Genomic DNA, 17,087 nt, shown 5'->3' with positions numbered 1-17,087 from the left:
AAAGAGGCTGGTCGAATTTTCGACCAGCCTCTTTTAAACATTGCTGTATAAACTCCTACAGGTGGATTACCTCATCGTAAGCTGCTGCTGCCGCTTCCATAATGGCCTCGCTCATAGTCGGGTGCGGGTGCACCGACTTGATGATTTCGTGACCAGTCGTCTCCAGCTTGCGCGAAACAACTACCTCTGCAATCATTTCCGTCACGTTCGCGCCAATCATGTGGGCTCCTAAGAACTCACCGTATTTGGCATCGAAAATAACTTTTACAAAGCCGTCTTTCACACCTCCTGCACTGGCCTTACCAGACGCAGAGAACGGGAACTTGCCAACTTTGATATCCAGGCCTTGCTCACGGGCCGCTTTCTCCGTTAAACCAACAGAGGCGATTTCAGGAGAGCAGTACGTACAGCCCGGGATGTTGCCATAGTTCAATGGCTCCGGGTGATGGCCCGCTAATTTCTCCACGCAGATGATACCTTCTGCAGAAGCAACGTGCGCCAGTGCCGGACCAGGAACGATGTCACCAATCGCGTAAATGCCATCTACTGACGTTTTGTAGAAATCATCTACTACTACACGGCCTTTGTCTACTTTGATGCCGAGTTCTTCTATGCCAATGTTCTCCAGGTTTGTCTGGATACCTACCGCCGAAAGCACTATTTCTGCTTCCAGGGTCTGTTCGCCTTTGGCCGTTTTCACTTTCACCTTGCAAAGCTTGCCGCTGGTATCAACCGACTCTACAGACGAATCTGTCATGATATCGATACCAGACTTTTTGAAAGATTTAGCGAGCTGTCGGGATACTTCTTCGTCCTCCACAGGTACAATGTTCGGCAGGTACTCCACCACGGTTACTTTTGTACCCATGGAGTTATAGAAGTATGCAAACTCTACTCCAATGGCACCAGAGCCAACCACTACCATCGACTCAGGAAGCTTCTCAAGCGACATCGCCTGGCGATAACCGATGATCTTCTTACCGTCGATAGGCAGGTTTGGAAGCTCACGGGAACGTGCGCCTGTTGCCAGAATGATGTTTGTCGCCTCTATTGTTTCCTTTTTACCGTCGGCGTTGGTTACCTCTACTTTTCCTTTGCCCGTTACTTTACCGGTACCCATTATCGCATCAATCTTGTTTTTGCGGAACAGGAACTGGATGCCTTTGCTCATACCGTCAGCTACGCCACGGCTACGCTTAATAACAGCACCGAAGTCTACAGAAGCATCCCCCACGGTAATGCCGTAATCAGCAGCATGGTTAATATATTCAAAAACGCTTGCGCTCTTTAGCAATGCCTTGGTCGGGATACAACCCCAGTTCAAGCAGATACCACCCAGCGACTCGCGCTCGATAACACCTACTTTCATACCCAGCTGCGAGGCGCGAATTGCTGCCACATAACCGCCCGGGCCACTACCAACCACTACTAAATCGTATTTTGATGCCATAGTCTCTTTTTATATAAGTTGATGAACAAAAATAATCTTAAATACCCATACTGCAAAACCCGATGTCTTACCTGCTCCGGTTTTGGCATAATAGGAAGTACAGGATGGGAAGATACAGCGAAAACACTATATAACTTAGAAATCTCTTTCAGAAATCTGCCAATCTGCGGTTCTTTGCAGCTTTAACGCATAAATTCTAGCATCGCATGAAAAAACTTTAAGTCTCTTACTCCTTTCTCTGGCTTCTTTTTCATCGTTCGCTCAAAACACAGCCAAAGACTATTTTGTGAATGGGAACAATAATTTCAAAGCTGCCAGGTATGCGGAGGCCATCAAAGATTACGACCAGGTGCTGAAGCAAGACCCGAACCATGCGGTTACGCTCACTAACAGAGGAATAGTAAAAGACCGCCTGCAGCACTACCACGATGCTATACAGGATTTCAACAAAGCCATTGCAGCAGAGCCTGCCTATACAAAAGCTTATTTAAGCCGGGGCCTCTCCCGCTATAACCTGAAAGACTACCGTGCCGCCCTGCTGGACTTTAACGAAGGGATAGAACTTAACCCGAAAGATGCCAGGGCCTACAACAATCGCGGCCTCACGCGCTATGGGCTGAAAGACTACCGCGGCGCCATCAACGACTACACAAAGGCTGTTTCCCTGAACGCGAAATATGCCGAGGCCTACTACAACAGCGGCGTACCTAAGTATAACTTAGGTGATAAAGCCGGTGCCTGCGCCGATTGGGCAAAAGCCAGGTCCCTGGGTTTAAGAGATGCGGAGGTGTATTTGAAGAAGTACTGCAAGTAAAATGAACAATAAAGGCGCCTTAACAGCGCCTTTATCCTAAACTAAAATACTCACAACAAGCTCCTTAAGCATCCTCCGGTTTTTTGGCCTCATTAGTTGCCAGCATATCCTGCTTCGCGTTGGACAGTTCTATTGCTTCCATTCTTTTCACCGTTTCCTCTTTTATCTCCTCAAATTCAGAACGGTGTTTCTTCGTGATAGGGTTTGCCAGGGGTAATTTGGCACTCAGTGCATCCACCTGCTTGCCGTTTTTCCAGAAGCGGTAACACAGGTGCGGCCCTGTAGCCAGGCCTGTACTGCCTACATAGCCAATGGTTTGCCCCTGCTTCACCCGCTTCCCGGCACGCATTCCCTTCGCGAATTTAGACATGTGCAGGTACTGTGTGGTATAGGTCTTGTTATGCTTGATTTTTACATAGTAGCCATTGCCACGGGTATAACGCGCTTCCAGCACCACGCCATCGCCCACCGTGCGGATAGGAGTACCGCGCGGGGCAGCGAAGTCTGTGCCTAAATGTGCTTTGTAGCGCTTCTGTACCGGGTGGAACCGGCGCTTTGAGAAACGGGAGCTGATGCGGCTATACTCCAGAGGCTCTTTCAGGAAAGCTTTCTTCAGACTTTTCCCTTCCTGGTCATAATAGCTGACGCCGTCGCCCTGGTCGAAGCCAATGGCGTAAAGCGGCTCTCCCCGATGTTCAAAAAAGGCTGCTTTCAAGTTGCTGAAGCCAATGGTGGTGCCGTTCACCACCTTCTCATCATAAATCAGTTTAAACTTATCGCCCGGCTGAATGCGGTTCAGGTTAAGGCGCCAGGCGTAAATATCAGCGAACTTGTTCACCAACTGCGGCGAACCGCCTGCTGCTACTATAGACTCAAAGAGTGAACTTTTTATTTCTCCGGCTAGTGTACGCTCCAGCACCTCCATCTCCCGCTCCACCTTTGTCACGGTCATCTCACAGCGCAGGTCGTAAACGATGTACTCTATATTGTTTGGCTCATAGATGAAGTACTGCGCCGTTTGCGCCGAGTCTAAGGCGTGAAGAAGGGTATAACTACGGTTGGCGGCAATACCACGCACATTGAAAATGCCTTTTGATTTTTTGGCCAGCTGGTCTACCTGGGCCGGTGTAATGTTGTAGTGTGAAAGAATCTCTGAAAGGCTTTCCCCCCTCTTGATTTCCGCCTCTACAATCTCAAGAGAATCGGTCGGGATTCCATATACAATAGGGGCAGGTCCTTTTTCTTCTTCCTCTTCTTCCACTTCTTCTTCTATTTCTGACTCCGGAAGGACCTCTTGTGGTTGAGCCATCAGGCTTTCAGTACTGAATTGCAGCGCGTATTCCGCCGAAAAAAAAATCAATACTAATAAAGCGATGAGGGTGGCAAGCCCCTTGTTGCTATTGAACATCACATATACCTTTGGTGAATAATCGACACGAAAATAGGCTTAAACCATTACAAATAAAAACATAGCAATAGACAATATTCAGATTCTAAATATGTTACAATATATTTAGACAAACCAATATAGCACTGGTTTGCAATAAAAGCTACTGCCAATCCAGTCTTTCAGCTGCATCATTTCTGGATTAAACATTTAGAAGCCAGCCACTTTCCTTATCCACATCCCGGTTTTTATTCACTGCCTTCTAAATTCTATTTTTTTTCTAACTTTGGCCCCTATGAAAGTATTAGAAGGAAAAGTAGCTCTGGTAACCGGAGCCTCCAAAGGAATAGGGCGCGCCATTGCGCAGAAGTTTGTAGAAATGGGCGCACAGGTAGCGTTCACCTACCTATCGAGTGTAGAAAAAGGCCAGGCTTTAGAGCAGGAACTGTCCGCGAACGGTGGCAAAGCGAAAGGCTACCGATCTGATGCCGCCGACACAGCCCAGGCAGAGCAACTGGTAGAGGACGTGGTGAAGGAGTTCGGCAAGCTGGACATTGTGGTGAACAACGCCGGCATTACGCGCGACGGTTTGCTGATGCGCATGAACGAAGAGCAGTGGGACGCGGTAATAAACACCAACCTGAAGTCTGTTTTCAACGTGACCAAGGCGGCCACCAAACACATGATGCGCGCCAAGAGCGGTTCCCTTATCAACATTACGTCTGTGGTAGGCATTAAAGGAAACGCAGGCCAGGCAAACTATGCCGCCTCCAAAGCTGGTATCATCGGCTTCACGAAATCTGTGGCGCTGGAACTGGGTTCCCGCAACATCCGAAGCAATGCCATCGCCCCGGGCTTTATAGAAACAGAAATGACTGGTGATCTGGACCAGAAAGTGGTAGACGAGTGGCGAAAGGCAATTCCGCTGAAGCGCGGCGGCTCGCCGGAGGATGTAGCCAACGCGGCAGTGTTCTTAGCCTCCGACCAGTCTTCCTACATCAGCGGACAGGTGCTGCAGGTAGATGGCGGCATGCTGACTTAAGAATGAATTCTGCCTTACGAATCATGCTTATGATGTAATTCATAATTAATAATTTGTAATTTATAATTATTAGAAAGACCAATGCTACGACTTTTGCGTTAGTAGCATTGGTCTTTTTGTTTTATCTTTAGTAGCAGAATTTACTAAAACCTGCCTTGGAGCGTTATTTACCAACATGTTTTGTTGGTGAGAAACACACAACAACAGTAAGTGTTGTCCTGTAGGTGAATTTGCTCTAAAACAGAAGCACCTGCAGCATGCACTCAATAATTCATCATTTATAATTCATAATTCTAAGTATTGAATTCATTCAGACTTGTTACCACTTATTCTCCCTGGTTGATACTGGCCTGCATAGTGGTGGGGCTGTTGTACGCCTGGTTGCTGTACAGCAAGCGTACGCCGTGGCCGAAGTCCATTAACTATATGCTGGCAGCCCTGCGCTTTGTGGTGGTCAGCTTCCTATGCTTTCTGCTACTGGGGCCGCTGGTGCGTTACGTAGCCAACACCACGGTGCCTCCTACCATCGTTTTTGCGGTAGACAACTCACAGTCTGTCTCGCTTTTCTCTGACTCTGTGCAGCTGCAACAGGCTACGCAGGGCCTGCAGGCTATACGCGAGAGACTTCAGGATGAAGGTTACAACACAGAGGTGCGTACACTGGCGGCGGCGGATCAAAGCCCTCAGAACATAACAGAGGTAAATTATGGTGCCGAGACAACTAACCTGAGCCAACTGCTATCGGGGGTGCAGGAGGATTATACCGGGCAGAACCTGGCGGGCGTGGTGCTGCTATCAGACGGTATCGTGAACCAGGGCATCTCCCCCGGCTACGCTAATTATAACTTTACACTATACCCTGTGGCAGTAGGTGACACCATCCCAAAGAGAGACGTGCTGATTGCCTCACTTCGCTACAACAAGGTAAACTACAGTGGCAACCGCTTTCCGCTGGAGGTAGAGCTGCAACAGGAGGGTTTCGGTGGCACTGCGGCAACAGTTACCTTAAGCGAGAATGGCAAAACCATCGAGCGTAAAAACGTTACCCTGAAACCGGAGCAACCTATACAACAGGTACCGTTTCAGGTATTAGCAGGTGGCTTGGGAAAGCGCCATTACGAGGTACAGGTACAGCCGCTGCAAGGAGAATTCACTACCCTTAACAACACCAAGCATGCTTACATTGATGTGGTGAAGGGAAAGATAAAAGTACTCGTGGCCGCCGCCGCTCCGCACCCGGACATTAAAGCCATTCGGGCTGCCATTGAAACAAACCAGAACTATGAGACGGAGCTGTTTATACCCGGCCTCACAGAGCTAAAACAGGAGGACTACGATGTAGCCGTACTGCACCAACTGCCCGGACGCGTGCCAGGTGGCGAGGCCGCTCTTAACCTGGTGCGCCAGAAAAAGGTGCCTGCCCTCTACATCCTGGGGCCGCAAAGCGACCTCAACAACTATAATCGCCTGAACGCAGGTGTGAATATCAGCACCAGTGGGCAGTCGGATGAAGTAACGGCTGTAGTCAGTGGGAACTTTACCACGTTCAATTTACCGGAGGCTGCCGGCGATCGGCTGCAGCAGTACCCTCCTGCCAGTGTTCCTTTTGGGGATGTACGGCTGGCGCCAAACACAGAGGTAGTGTTGTACCAACAGGTAGGCCGCGTACGCACGGATAAGCCGCTATTGGCAGTGCAAACGGCAGGCGACAGTCGCAACGCCACCCTTCTCGCCTCCGGCACCTGGCAATGGCGTATCATGGAGTCGGCCAACAACGAGCAGCCGGAGGTTTATGATAAGCTCATCACGAACCTGATACAGCTGCTGAGTGCACCCCGCAACAAGAAGCGCCTGAACGTATACCCAACCCAGGAAGAATATACCAGCTCCGACGAAATCCGCTTTAATGCAGAGGCCTATAACGAGGCGCTGGAACCTATCTATGGCCAGAACATCACGCTCCGAATCACGAATGAGGACGACGAAACAAAAAGTTTTAACTTTGCCAACGGCGAAAACCAGGCGGGCGTAAATATTGGCACCCTGCCAGGTGGCCGCTATACCTATACTGCTTCGGCAAGTATAAACGGGCAGCAACAGCAGGACAAAGGGGAATTCGTTGTGGAGGAACTGCAACTGGAGGCGCTCAATGCCGTGGCCGACCATACCCTGCTTTACCAGCTGGCCAGCAACACCAACTCCAAACTTTATTACCCGAGCCAGCTGCAGCAACTGGAGCAGGACATTCTCAGCTCCGACCACAAAGATGTTATCTACAGTTCAGAGGAACTGAGCGACCTGGTAGACCTGAAATGGCTGTTCTTCCTGTTGCTAGGATTCGTTTGCATCGAGTGGTTTGTGCGGAAATTTAACGGCAGTTACTAGTGCTTTGATTGCTGAATGCCTTGATTGTTAAATTGTTGATTGTTTCTGCTGGTTTGCACAGCGTTGACAAACCTTATTGAAAGATGCTGACAATAGACTTTTCCCCTACCATACTGGCAACAGAGCGACTGTACCTCAGGGAGCTCACGCCTAAGATGTATGCCCAGCTTTTCAGGGCTTATACTGAGCGGGAAATTAAGGACTACCTCGGTTTAAGTTCTGATACGGAGTTTAAAGAAGCAAAAAGAAGGTTTGACGAAGGAACAACAACCTATTACACTACATTCAAGCATTTCCACTTGCTTTACAAAGAAAACGGGCAGGTAATAGGCCGCTGCGACTTCCATACCTGGATAAGGGCACATAGAAGAGCAGAAATAGGCTATACCCTAACAAGCGAGGCGCATAAAAACAAAGGGTTGATGACAGAAGCCTTGAGAGCGGTGCTTTCTTTCGGGTTTGAAAAAATGAACCTTTACAGGGTGGAGGCACTGGTATCGCCGCATAATATACCGTCTCTACAACTTCTAAACCGGTATGAATTTAAAAAGGAAGGTCATCTCCGGAACCATTATATGGTAAATGGCGAATTACAGGACTCTCAAATATTCTCCCTGCTGCTTCCGGAGTTCGAAGAACTCAAGGCCAACTGGGTGAAACAAGAAGCCTCAGATGCAAAGGCTACATCATGAACATACATTATTACTCAATTACTCAGATTTGAAATACATCATTCTCAATAAGCCGTTTGAAGTGCTGACGCAATTCACAGACGAAGCAGACCGCGTAACACTAAGAGACTATGTGAAAGTAGCAGACATTTATCCTGTGGGGCGCCTGGATTATGATAGTGAAGGCCTCGTGTTGCTCACCGATGACAAATCGCTGCAGCACCGCCTCTCCGATCCACAGTTTAAAGTAGAGAAAACATACCTGGTGCAGGTGGAGGGTATCCCACCGCAGGAAGCGCTGACAAGGCTGCGCCTTGGAGTGCGTATAAAAGAGACGAAAACAGCGCCTGCCAAAGTACGGCATTTAGAAGAGGAGCCGCAGGTATGGGAGCGATCCAAACCTGTTCGTTTCCGGAAGAACATCCCCACATCCTGGCTGGAAATAAAGATATCGCAGGGAATGAACCGGCAGGTACGCCGCATGACAGCCGCCGTTGATTTCCCTACGCTGCGCCTCATCCGTACCTCTATCGGCCCCTTAAACCTCGGTGGTTTGCAGCCCGGTGAGTACCGGGAGCTAACGCCGGAGGAAGTAACGCAGCTAAAAGCCGCCACCAAAGGCAGCCCAAAAACCAGCAGCAGTGGCGGCAGCAGAGGCAGAGGTCCTGGAAGTGGCAAAGGTAAACGCGGCGGCCAAAGCGGCTTCAGAAAGCAGATTAACTGAGATATGTATTTGTCATCTCAACGATAGGGAAGTATATCTTGAATTCCCATACAACTCTCCTACTGTTGAGACAACCTGAAGATTTCACTGTATAAAAGCAGCGCAAAGCTACCATAACTTCTTCAGCAAGGTTAGCCCTTCCTCCCATTCACCAAACCCGGAGTCGGAATTGATGTGCCCGGCTTCCCCGATGCTGACAAACTCGCTGCCCCAGGCCTGCGCCAGTTGCATGGCACGCGCTTCAGTTACATAAGGGTCGTTGGTGCTGGCTACTACGATACTCTGAAACGGAAGCTGCTCCATTGGAATAAGTGCGAAACCTGTGGTTCCTTCCGGGAAATCTGCGGCTTCGGTATCAGCGGGCGCCACCAGCAAGGCAGCTTTAATGGATCGCCTGTATTGCTTCGCCCAGATTGCTACCGTAGCGCAAGCTAGGCTGTGTGCTACGAGCACCACATGCGCCGGCTCGTGCTGCATGACGGCTTCATCCAGTGTAGCAACCCATTCACTGCAAACAGGAGTGTCCCAATCGCGCTGCGCTACCCGCTCAAATTCCGGGTGCTGCTGCCCCCACAGTGTTTGCCAATGCTCGGGGCCAGAACTTCCCAGGCCGGGTACTATAAGTATGGTCGGTGTCATATACTTCTGTTTATTCTTGATGATTGAGTGAGTATAGCTTTTTTAAAATCACGATGGGTGTTCTACTATTCTTCTACACCTACTCCCGACCTGGCGCAGGAATTCATTCATTCGACGTACAGTGGGTGAGAGTATCCAGACTCGTTAATACTACGATGAAAACGAAGAAAGGCATGCATGGCGCCTGCCATTTTAGTAGCAAGATATTTGAAGCAAGTAAAGCCTTTATCCTCGTGAACTTATGCCTGATAAGTCACAAAAATTTGATGTGTACCAGCATATTTTTAACCATATATAGTCTATTTTTTGCAAAACAGCTACTAAGACTGTTAATTAGAAGTTGATTTACTACCTGCCTATGAAAATAAGCCCTCATACCACACACATTCCCGTAGACACAGACCTTTACCTGCGCCTGGCTACGGTGGAAGACGCCCCTTTCCTGTACCACCTCATCGACACCCACCGGGCATACCTGCGCGAGTGGCTCCCCTTTATCGATTACAGCATGTCGGTGCTCGACACAAAGGCGTATTTGAGAGCGGTTACAGACAGTAAGAACACTTCCGAGGAAGTGTATGTGATCCTGTATCAGAAAAGCATAGCGGGCATCATTGGTTTCAAAGGGATTGACCATGTAAACCGCAAAATAGAAATCGGCTACTGGCTATCCGGCGCACTGCAGGGCAAAGGCATTATGCGCCGCTCCTGCAAAGCCCTGCTGCAATACGCTTTCGAGGAAATGGGCATGAACCGTATCCAGATTAAGGTTGGGGTTGGCAACACGAAGAGCAGCAGAATCCCACAGAAATTAGGCTTCAAAATGGAAGGTGTGCAGCGGGACGGGGAATACCTGAACGGGCACTTTCATGACCTGGAGATATACAGCCTGCTACTGCGTGAATGGCAGCAACAAAGCTAATTCCTGTTTGCATTCCTCTACGAATCAAGGTGTAACGGCACGAAAGTTGACAGCATAATAAGTATTTTTGACTGACACCGGTTTTGTTCTGTGTCTCCATTTTCTATTGTATTCAGTAACATCAAAGATGACTAACATAAAACTTGCCCTGCTTTTACTTGCATGTGGTTTTACGGCTACAGCCCCTGCACAGGATTTAGCGCCTATCACACAAGATGAAACTACCCGCATTGTCAGCACCCTAAGCGCTGATGCTATGCAGGGCCGCGCCTCTTTTACACCCGGAATTGAAAAAGCCGCCGACTTTATTCAGAACGAGTTTCAGCGTGTTGGTTTAAAGCCTTTACCTGGGGAGGACGATTTCAAGCAAACGTTCAGCATGTACCGTGTTTTACCACAGGAGCAGGAAGTTAAGCTAAATGGAAAAGATGTAAAGCCGGAATTAGTGTTTGCCATCACCGATAATAAAGAGTTGGAGTGGACAAATAATGGAAAGCAGAAGGTAATGACAGTTGGCGCGCAGGATGATTTCAGAGCAGTTTTAAGTGAGTTAAACAATGCAACCCAGGATGTGCTGGTACTGGTGCACCCGAAGCACAAAGACCTCTTTAGCCGCTACCAGCACTATGTGAGCAGCGGCAGCGTGAAAAAAGAACTTGGCCAAAGCGCAAGCAAAGTGTTTGTTTTAACAGACCAGGCAAAAGCTACAAAGTATGAGGTGGAGGTTGAAAATAAAATAGAGCAGCTGCAGCTCACCAACGTTGGCGGCATGATAGAGGGCAAACGAAAAGACGAGTATGTGGTGTTCTCGGGCCACTACGACCACATCGGCATCCAAGAACCGGTGGCTGGAGACAGCATTGCCAACGGTGCTGACGACGATGCGGCAGGCACAACTGCCATGATGATGCTTGCAGACTATTACAAGCAGCAACCGCAACCGGAGCGCTCGCTGCTGTTTGTGGCTTTTACGGCAGAAGAGATGGGCGGCTTTGGTTCCAAATACTTTTCTGAGCAACTGAACCCGGACCAGATTGTGGCGATGTTCAACATCGAAATGGTGGGCAAGCCCTCACAATTTGGTGCAAACAGCGCCTACCTCACCGGTTTCGAGCGCTCTAACCTGGGCACCCTGATGCAGCAGCGCCTGCAGGGCACCACCTACAGCATTCACCCGGACCCATACCCCGAGCAGAACCTTTTCTACCGCTCTGACAACGCCACCCTCGCCCGCTTGGGCGTTCCGGCGCATACCATATCCTCAGTACAAATTGACAAGGATAAAACCTACCATACCGTCAAAGACGAGGTGTCGCAGCTGGACATGGAACACCTCACCAATATGATAAAAGCCATTGCCCTCGCTTCAGAAGGAGTAGTGAGCGGTGAAGATACGCCGACGCGCGTGGATAAGTCGCAGGTACGGCAGTAGGTCCGCGTTCAGGAGGTTAAGTTCACAATACAGACTGCTCTGTTCTTAAACTAATAGACAATCAGATTGCCAGCGTTTTGTTAATATGGGAGTATTTATAGAGCTAGCTAAACACGCAGTTTCAAACATAAAGAAGTTAAGAAAGTATAAATAAGATAGCTAGCAACAACATAAAAGCAGGAGGTTCGTCATGAAAGCCATTGAGGTTACAGGGGAAATAGATAATAAAGGAGTTTTACGTTTGGACCATCCCCTAAAAGTGAGGGACAAGAAAGTCAAAGTAATTATTCTCGTGTCTGAAGACGAAGAATTGGAGGACAAGCAATGGTTAGCAGCAATGACTAACAATCCAGTTTTTGACTTTTTGCATGAAGAACAAGAGAATATATATTCATTAACAGACGGAAAACCTTCTCATGACTAAGGGAAAGATTGTTCTGTTCCCCTTCCCATTTGATGATTTCAGCGGAACTAAAGTAAGGCCAGCCGTTTGCCTGACGGAAGCAATAGGGATTTATGAGCATGTAATCATAGCTTTCATAAGCAGCCAAATACAGAAGTCACTTGAGGCATCAGACCTACTCATATACAAAGAAGACAATGACTTTTATTTAACAGGACTGTCTGTCGATTCAGTAATTAAATTGCACAGAATGGTAACCATACCAAAAATATAATACAAAGGCAATTAGGTATTATACCTCCAAAATATCAGGTTGAAATCGAACACAAACTCAAAGCACTATTTGAATTACAGTAACAGTCAAATTACCCAAACCATCTTTATATCCCCTCCAATTAAATGAGTTTATTAAAAGTATCAGGCATATCTATACAGGAAAAAGGGGATTTCACTTTACAAGACATCAGCTTTAGCCAGGAAGAATTCCAGAAAACAGCCATTGCAGGAGAGACTGGCGCGGGCAAAAGTACGCTGCTGAAAATCATTACCGGGCTCGTGCAGCCTAGTGCTGGCGAAGTGCTATTTGAGGGTAAAAAGGTAATTGGGCCGCTGGACAAGTTAGTGCCGGGGCACCCGGGTATCTCTTACTTATCGCAGCACTTTGAACTGCCTAAATCACTGAGAGTGGAGCAGGTACTGCGTTATGCCAACACTCTGCCAGCAGAAGACGCGGAAACCTTGTACGGGATATGCCGGATCAATCACTTGCTGTCGCGACGGACAGATCACTTATCAGGAGGCGAGAAACAACGGATTGCCCTGGCTAAATTGCTCATCTCATCTCCCAAACTATTACTGCTCGACGAACCATACTCCAACCTCGATGCCGTGCATAAAAACATACTTAAATCCGTTATCCGCGAAATAGGAGAACGACTGGAAATTACCTGCATTCTAACGTCTCATGACCCGCTGGATACGCTCTCGTGGGCAGATGAAATACTGGTGATGAAGAATGGACAGATGCTGCAGAAAGGAACACCAGAGCAGATTTACAGGCAGCCAGTGAACGAGTATGTAGCCGCCCTGTTCGGAAGCTACAACCTCATACCTCCTGCACAGGCAGCAGCCTTCTCTAAACTCCCAGGCATAAAGCCAAACAACAAACAGATGCTTATTCGCCCTGAGAGTTTTAGAATAGGAGCGGAAGAGAGTCGTTCCCTTCAGGGAAAGGTAAACAAAGTAACCTTCTATGGCAGCTACTACGATATAGAAATCTTGCTTTCAGGAGATTTGACGGTAACTACAAAAGCTGCTGAAGCCAATGTTGCAAAAGGCGACACAGTACATCTCTCGCTGTCACCGGACAGTGTCTGGTATATGTAAGGAAAGCTTTTCAAACTTCCGTACCCTCTCCTTTTAGCTATTTGCACTCCTACCTCTTTACACTATACTCTATCTCTGCCACTACCGGGAAATGATCGGATGGAAACTTTCCGTCGCCGTAGGTGTCTGTCAGAATGCCATAGCGGTTAACTTTGAAACCTGAACTAAGCCAGATGTGGTCGATTCTTTCATCGGAGTTTCGGTCAGCGTCAAAACCGTTGAAGGTACCTCTGGGTGCATAGCGTAAATCTGCCAGTTGAAAAGCATCTTTCAGTATACCGGAGGTGTTCAGGGTAGTGTACTTTTCATCTTTCTGGCTGAAATTAAAGTCGCCGGCAAGTATAACGGGCGAGTTCCCTGCTATCTGCCTGATTCTCCGTACTATTAGATTCACACTCTCCTTGCGTGCCTGCTCTCCCATGTGGTCAAAGTGCACGTTAAAAAAGTAAAAAGAGAACCCGGTTTCCTGTTCCCGGAACTGGCCCCAGGTACAAATGCGGGGAATAGCAGCATCCCACCCTTTGCTTGGCTTTTCAGGCGTTTCAGAGAGCCAGAAATGTCCCTGCTGCTGCAGTGTAAACCTGTCTTTGTTATAGTAAACGGCAGCAAACTCTCCTTTCTCTTTGCCATCATCTCTTCCCACTCCTATATGAGCGTATGCAGGCAACGCTTCAGCCAAATCTTTTAGCTGGTTAAACAGCACCTCCTGCGTTCCGAAGATATCGAAGTCGTGGTACTGGATTTGGTTCGCCATCACAGGGAGGCGCTTTGCCCAGGTATTGGGGGCGTCGTTGGGGTTGTCGTAACGGATGTTATAGGTTGCTACACGCATTGATTTGGATTGTGCAAGCACACTGCTGCCACAGCACAGCGACAGTAGGCTCAGGATGAATAAAGTTTTCCCTAACATAACCTGAATTTGTTTTCTTTTTCTTACGGGAGGCAAAGAAACACCTCTCCCGCTTATCAGAATAAATATAGTCATTTCAAATTGATTCCCTATCCTGTTCAGCCCTGGATTATCTGTCTGCCAATAGCATTCATGGCAAACGCTAGACTATATGAGCCAGAGCAGATGCTTCATAATCATCAAAATTTTACGACCTTTGTCTTTAGCTAAAGTATAAACCACCCTTGTCAGAGCTTTTAAACTTTAATTACCCGCCGGAGCCGGCTACGGATCGTGTCACCCTGTTTGCCGATGTAATTTTGCCGTTGCCCTTGCCAAAGCTGTACACCTACCGCATCCCGTTCGAAATGAACGACAGCGTGATGGTGGGTGCGCGGGTAATTGTGCAGTTTGGAGGAAAAAGGGTGCTGAGCTGTATTGTAGCGGACATCCACGAGAATGCCCCCGCCGATTACCAAGCTAAGTATGTGCTGGATGTGCTCGATGACACCCCGATAGTGACGGGGCCGCAGCTCAAGCTCTTTAAGTGGATCGCCGACTACTACATGTGCACCCTGGGTGAAGTGATTAACGCCGGGCTGCCCTCGGCACTGAAGCTGAGCAGTGAGTCGCGGATACAACTGCACCCGCAGTATAACCCCGAAGAGGACGAAATTATCTTTGCGCCCCAGGAGGAGAAAATCATATTTGCCCTGCAGCATAACCAGGCGCTTACGTTCACAGAAGTTGGCAACCTGTTGCAACTGAAAAGCTACCATAAGTTCATCAAATCGCTGATTCAGAAAGAGGCAATTATTATTTATGAGCAGGTCAGCGATAAATTCTCGCCGAAGGTGGTGAAGAAGGTGCGCCTGACAGAGCATTTTGTGCAGGAAGAGGGCATGCTGGAGGAGCTATTTAACCAGCTCACCCCTCAGCCCAAGCAACTGGACATCCTCCTGAACTACCTCCAAAAGGTACCGGTACACCAGGACATTAACCTGAATTACAAAGGCCTTGAGAAAAGTGAGCTCTCTAAAAACCCCCACCTTTCTGCCTCCTCCATCAACACGCTGATAAAAAAAGGCGTGCTGGAGCAATTCGATCAGATTGTGTCGCGCTTCCCGATAGATAATCTGCAGCAACAGCTGCCGATGGCATTATCAGAGCACCAGTTGCAGGCGAAAGATGAAATTCTGGGCCTGTTCAAGGAAAAAGACACGGTGCTGCTGCATGGTGTAACGGGCAGTGGTAAAACCGAAGTATACATCGACCTGATAAAGCACGCACTGGAAGCCGGTGGCCAGGTACTGTACCTGCTGCCGGAAATTGCGCTGACCGCCCAGATTGTGACGCGCCTGCTGAAAGTATTCGGTGAGAAGCTGGGTGTGTACCATTCCAAGTTCTCCGACAACGAACGGGCCGAGGTGTGGCAGGGCATCCTGTCGGGGCGCTTTCAGGTGGTGGTGGGCGTGCGCTCCTCCATCTTTCTGCCCTTTCATAACCTGTCGCTGATAATTGTGGATGAGGAGCATGAGGCCAGCTATAAGCAGTATGACCCGGCGCCGCGTTACAATGCCCGCGAAACAGCCCTGGTGATGGCAAATCTGCAAGGTACGAAGACGTTGCTTGGCTCTGCTACGCCATCCATTGAGAGTTACTATAACTGCAAAACCGGCCGTTGGGGATTGGTAACCATGAGCAAGCGCTTTGGACAAGCCCAGTTACCAGACATAGAGCTAATAGACATCCGCGATGCACAACGGCGAAAAGCTATGAACAGCCACTTCTCGAGCCAATTGCTGACAGCTATTGAAGAGCGGCTGCAGCGCGAGGAGCAGGTAATTCTTTTTCAGAACCGCCGGGGTTATGCCCCCTTCATCTCCTGCGACGAGTGCTCCTGGATACCGAAGTGCAAGTTCTGCGCCGTGAGCCTCTCTTATCACAAGTATAACAACGAGCTGCGCTGCCACTACTGCGGCTACCACGAACGCATGCCCCACGACTGCCCCGCCTGCGGCGCTACCACCCTCAAAAGCATGGGCTTCGGTACGGAAAAGGTAGAAGACGAGCTAAAGCTGCTCCTGCCAAAGGCAGAGGTACAGCGCATGGACCTGGATACTACTAAAACAAAGAACAGCTATCAGCAAATCATAGCTGACTTCGAAAACGGAAAGACAAATGTGCTGGTGGGCACGCAGATGGTCACCAAAGGCCTTGACTTTGAGAACGTGAGCCTGGTGGGTATACTGAATGCAGACACGGTTATTAATTTCCCTGATTACCGGGCACACGAGCGGGCGTACCAGTTGTTTGTGCAGGTAAGTGGCCGCGCCGGCAGAAAAGGCAAACCCGGTACTGTGCTTATACAGACGCGCGACCCGCTGCAGCCCATTTTCCGGAAAGTGCGCAACAATGATTACGAGAGCCTCTACGAGCACGAGATAGAGGAGCGACTGCGTTTCGGCTATCCGCCATTTGTGCGCATGATCCGGATTACAGTGAAGCATGCTGAAGAAGAGACTTCTGAGAATGCCGCCATTGTACTGGCCAAGGACCTCGTGGACCGTTTGGGTAAACAGCAGGTACTGGGGCCGGAGGTGCCCTACATCTTCAAAATCCGAAACCTGTTTCTGAACGAGATACATATTAAGCTACCGCGCGCAAACACGAACCTGAAGGCCGCGAAAGACCAGTTGGCACAAGCCATTTTTAACCTCAGGCTCCTGCCTGTCTTCAAGAATATTCGTATTGTAGCCGATGTTGATCCAATGTAGTAAAGGTTGAGTTCTGGTGCATGCTCCGGAACTATCATACAAGCCCGTAAAGCGGCAGACGAAAGTACAGAACGCTTAACAATGCTTGTTTTGAGAATTAAAACAACTGACTGTCAGAGGCAAAAAAATAAATTTAATTATTTTCAAAAACCACAAACCACAACTT

General features: G+C 48.7%; 15 protein-coding genes. 11 read left to right on the top strand and 4 right to left on the bottom strand.

What is annotated here, in order from left to right:
• Nucleotides 1-55: 55 nt before the first annotated feature.
• Nucleotides 56-1,450, bottom strand: a complete 1,395-nt coding sequence (gene lpdA, locus DXT99_RS06210) for a dihydrolipoyl dehydrogenase (RefSeq protein ID WP_115564671.1) — start codon at nt 1,448-1,450, stop codon at nt 56-58.
• Nucleotides 1,451-1,736: 286 nt separating this feature from the next.
• Between lpdA and DXT99_RS06205 the strand changes: the two genes are divergently transcribed.
• Nucleotides 1,737-2,264, top strand: a complete 528-nt coding sequence (locus tag DXT99_RS06205; protein WP_246000478.1) for a tetratricopeptide repeat protein — start codon at nt 1,737-1,739, stop codon at nt 2,262-2,264.
• Between the two features lie 64 nt (nt 2,265-2,328).
• Here the strand turns inward: DXT99_RS06205 and DXT99_RS06200 are convergent, their stop codons facing one another.
• Entirely contained in the window at nt 2,329-3,573 is a 1,245-nt protein-coding gene (locus DXT99_RS06200) for a peptidoglycan DD-metalloendopeptidase family protein (protein ID WP_246000472.1), read from the bottom strand.
• A 373-nt stretch (nt 3,574-3,946) separates the two neighbouring features.
• Here DXT99_RS06200 and fabG point away from each other — a divergent pair, with 373 nt between their 5' ends.
• The 4 genes from fabG to DXT99_RS06180 all read left to right on the top strand — a co-directional run bounded on the left by fabG (nt 3,947) and on the right by DXT99_RS06180 (nt 8,473).
• Nucleotides 3,947-4,693 (top strand): 3-oxoacyl-[acyl-carrier-protein] reductase, encoded by a 747-nt coding sequence (gene fabG, locus DXT99_RS06195; RefSeq protein ID WP_115564668.1) that lies wholly within the window; start codon nt 3,947-3,949, stop codon nt 4,691-4,693.
• A 300-nt stretch (nt 4,694-4,993) separates the two neighbouring features.
• Nucleotides 4,994-7,078: a VWA domain-containing protein gene (locus tag DXT99_RS06190; RefSeq protein WP_115564667.1), complete on the top strand. Its 2,085-nt coding sequence runs from the start codon at nt 4,994-4,996 to the stop codon at nt 7,076-7,078.
• An 83-nt stretch (nt 7,079-7,161) separates the two neighbouring features.
• On the top strand, nt 7,162-7,770 hold the full coding sequence (locus tag DXT99_RS06185) for a GNAT family N-acetyltransferase (protein ID WP_115564666.1): 609 nt from the start codon (nt 7,162-7,164) through the stop codon (nt 7,768-7,770).
• Nucleotides 7,771-7,798: 28 nt separating this feature from the next.
• Complete coding sequence (locus tag DXT99_RS06180) at nt 7,799-8,473, top strand: pseudouridine synthase (RefSeq protein ID WP_115564665.1); 675 nt, start codon at nt 7,799-7,801, stop codon at nt 8,471-8,473.
• Nucleotides 8,474-8,581: 108 nt separating this feature from the next.
• On the opposite strand, the gene DXT99_RS06175 is transcribed toward DXT99_RS06180, so the two are convergent.
• A complete protein-coding gene (locus DXT99_RS06175; RefSeq protein ID WP_115564664.1) occupies nt 8,582-9,112 on the bottom strand; it encodes an RBBP9/YdeN family alpha/beta hydrolase in 531 nt (176 codons plus the stop codon).
• A gap of 358 nt (nt 9,113-9,470) precedes the next feature.
• On the opposite strand from DXT99_RS06175, the gene DXT99_RS06165 reads away from it, so the two are divergent.
• From DXT99_RS06165 to DXT99_RS06145, 5 genes are all read left to right on the top strand, one after another.
• Nucleotides 9,471-10,034, top strand: coding sequence for a GNAT family N-acetyltransferase (locus tag DXT99_RS06165; protein ID WP_115564689.1), 564 nt, complete (start codon nt 9,471-9,473; stop codon nt 10,032-10,034).
• A gap of 127 nt (nt 10,035-10,161) precedes the next feature.
• Nucleotides 10,162-11,466: a M20/M25/M40 family metallo-hydrolase gene (locus DXT99_RS06160; protein WP_115564662.1), complete on the top strand. Its 1,305-nt coding sequence runs from the start codon at nt 10,162-10,164 to the stop codon at nt 11,464-11,466.
• Nucleotides 11,467-11,656: 190 nt separating this feature from the next.
• Nucleotides 11,657-11,890, top strand: coding sequence for a hypothetical protein (locus tag DXT99_RS06155; protein ID WP_115564661.1), 234 nt, complete (start codon nt 11,657-11,659; stop codon nt 11,888-11,890).
• Entirely contained in the window at nt 11,883-12,143 is a 261-nt protein-coding gene (locus tag DXT99_RS06150; RefSeq protein ID WP_220273353.1) for a type II toxin-antitoxin system PemK/MazF family toxin, read from the top strand. Before DXT99_RS06155 ends, DXT99_RS06150 begins: the two co-directional genes overlap by 8 nt.
• A gap of 125 nt (nt 12,144-12,268) precedes the next feature.
• On the top strand, nt 12,269-13,255 hold the full coding sequence (locus DXT99_RS06145; RefSeq protein ID WP_115564660.1) for an ABC transporter ATP-binding protein: 987 nt from the start codon (nt 12,269-12,271) through the stop codon (nt 13,253-13,255).
• Between the two features lie 49 nt (nt 13,256-13,304).
• On the opposite strand, the gene DXT99_RS06140 is transcribed toward DXT99_RS06145, so the two are convergent.
• Complete coding sequence (locus tag DXT99_RS06140; RefSeq protein WP_246000471.1) at nt 13,305-14,087, bottom strand: endonuclease/exonuclease/phosphatase family protein; 783 nt, start codon at nt 14,085-14,087, stop codon at nt 13,305-13,307.
• A gap of 302 nt (nt 14,088-14,389) precedes the next feature.
• Between DXT99_RS06140 and priA the strand changes: the two genes are divergently transcribed.
• Entirely contained in the window at nt 14,390-16,921 is a 2,532-nt protein-coding gene (gene priA, locus DXT99_RS06135; RefSeq protein ID WP_115564658.1) for a replication restart helicase PriA, read from the top strand.
• Nucleotides 16,922-17,087 lie beyond the last annotated feature (166 nt).

The sequence above is a fragment of the Pontibacter diazotrophicus genome (genome assembly GCF_003367245.1).
GTDB lineage: Bacteria > Bacteroidota > Bacteroidia > Cytophagales > Hymenobacteraceae > Pontibacter > Pontibacter diazotrophicus.
Note: the sequence above shows the minus strand (reverse complement) of the source record. Positions and strands in the feature narration are given on the sequence as shown.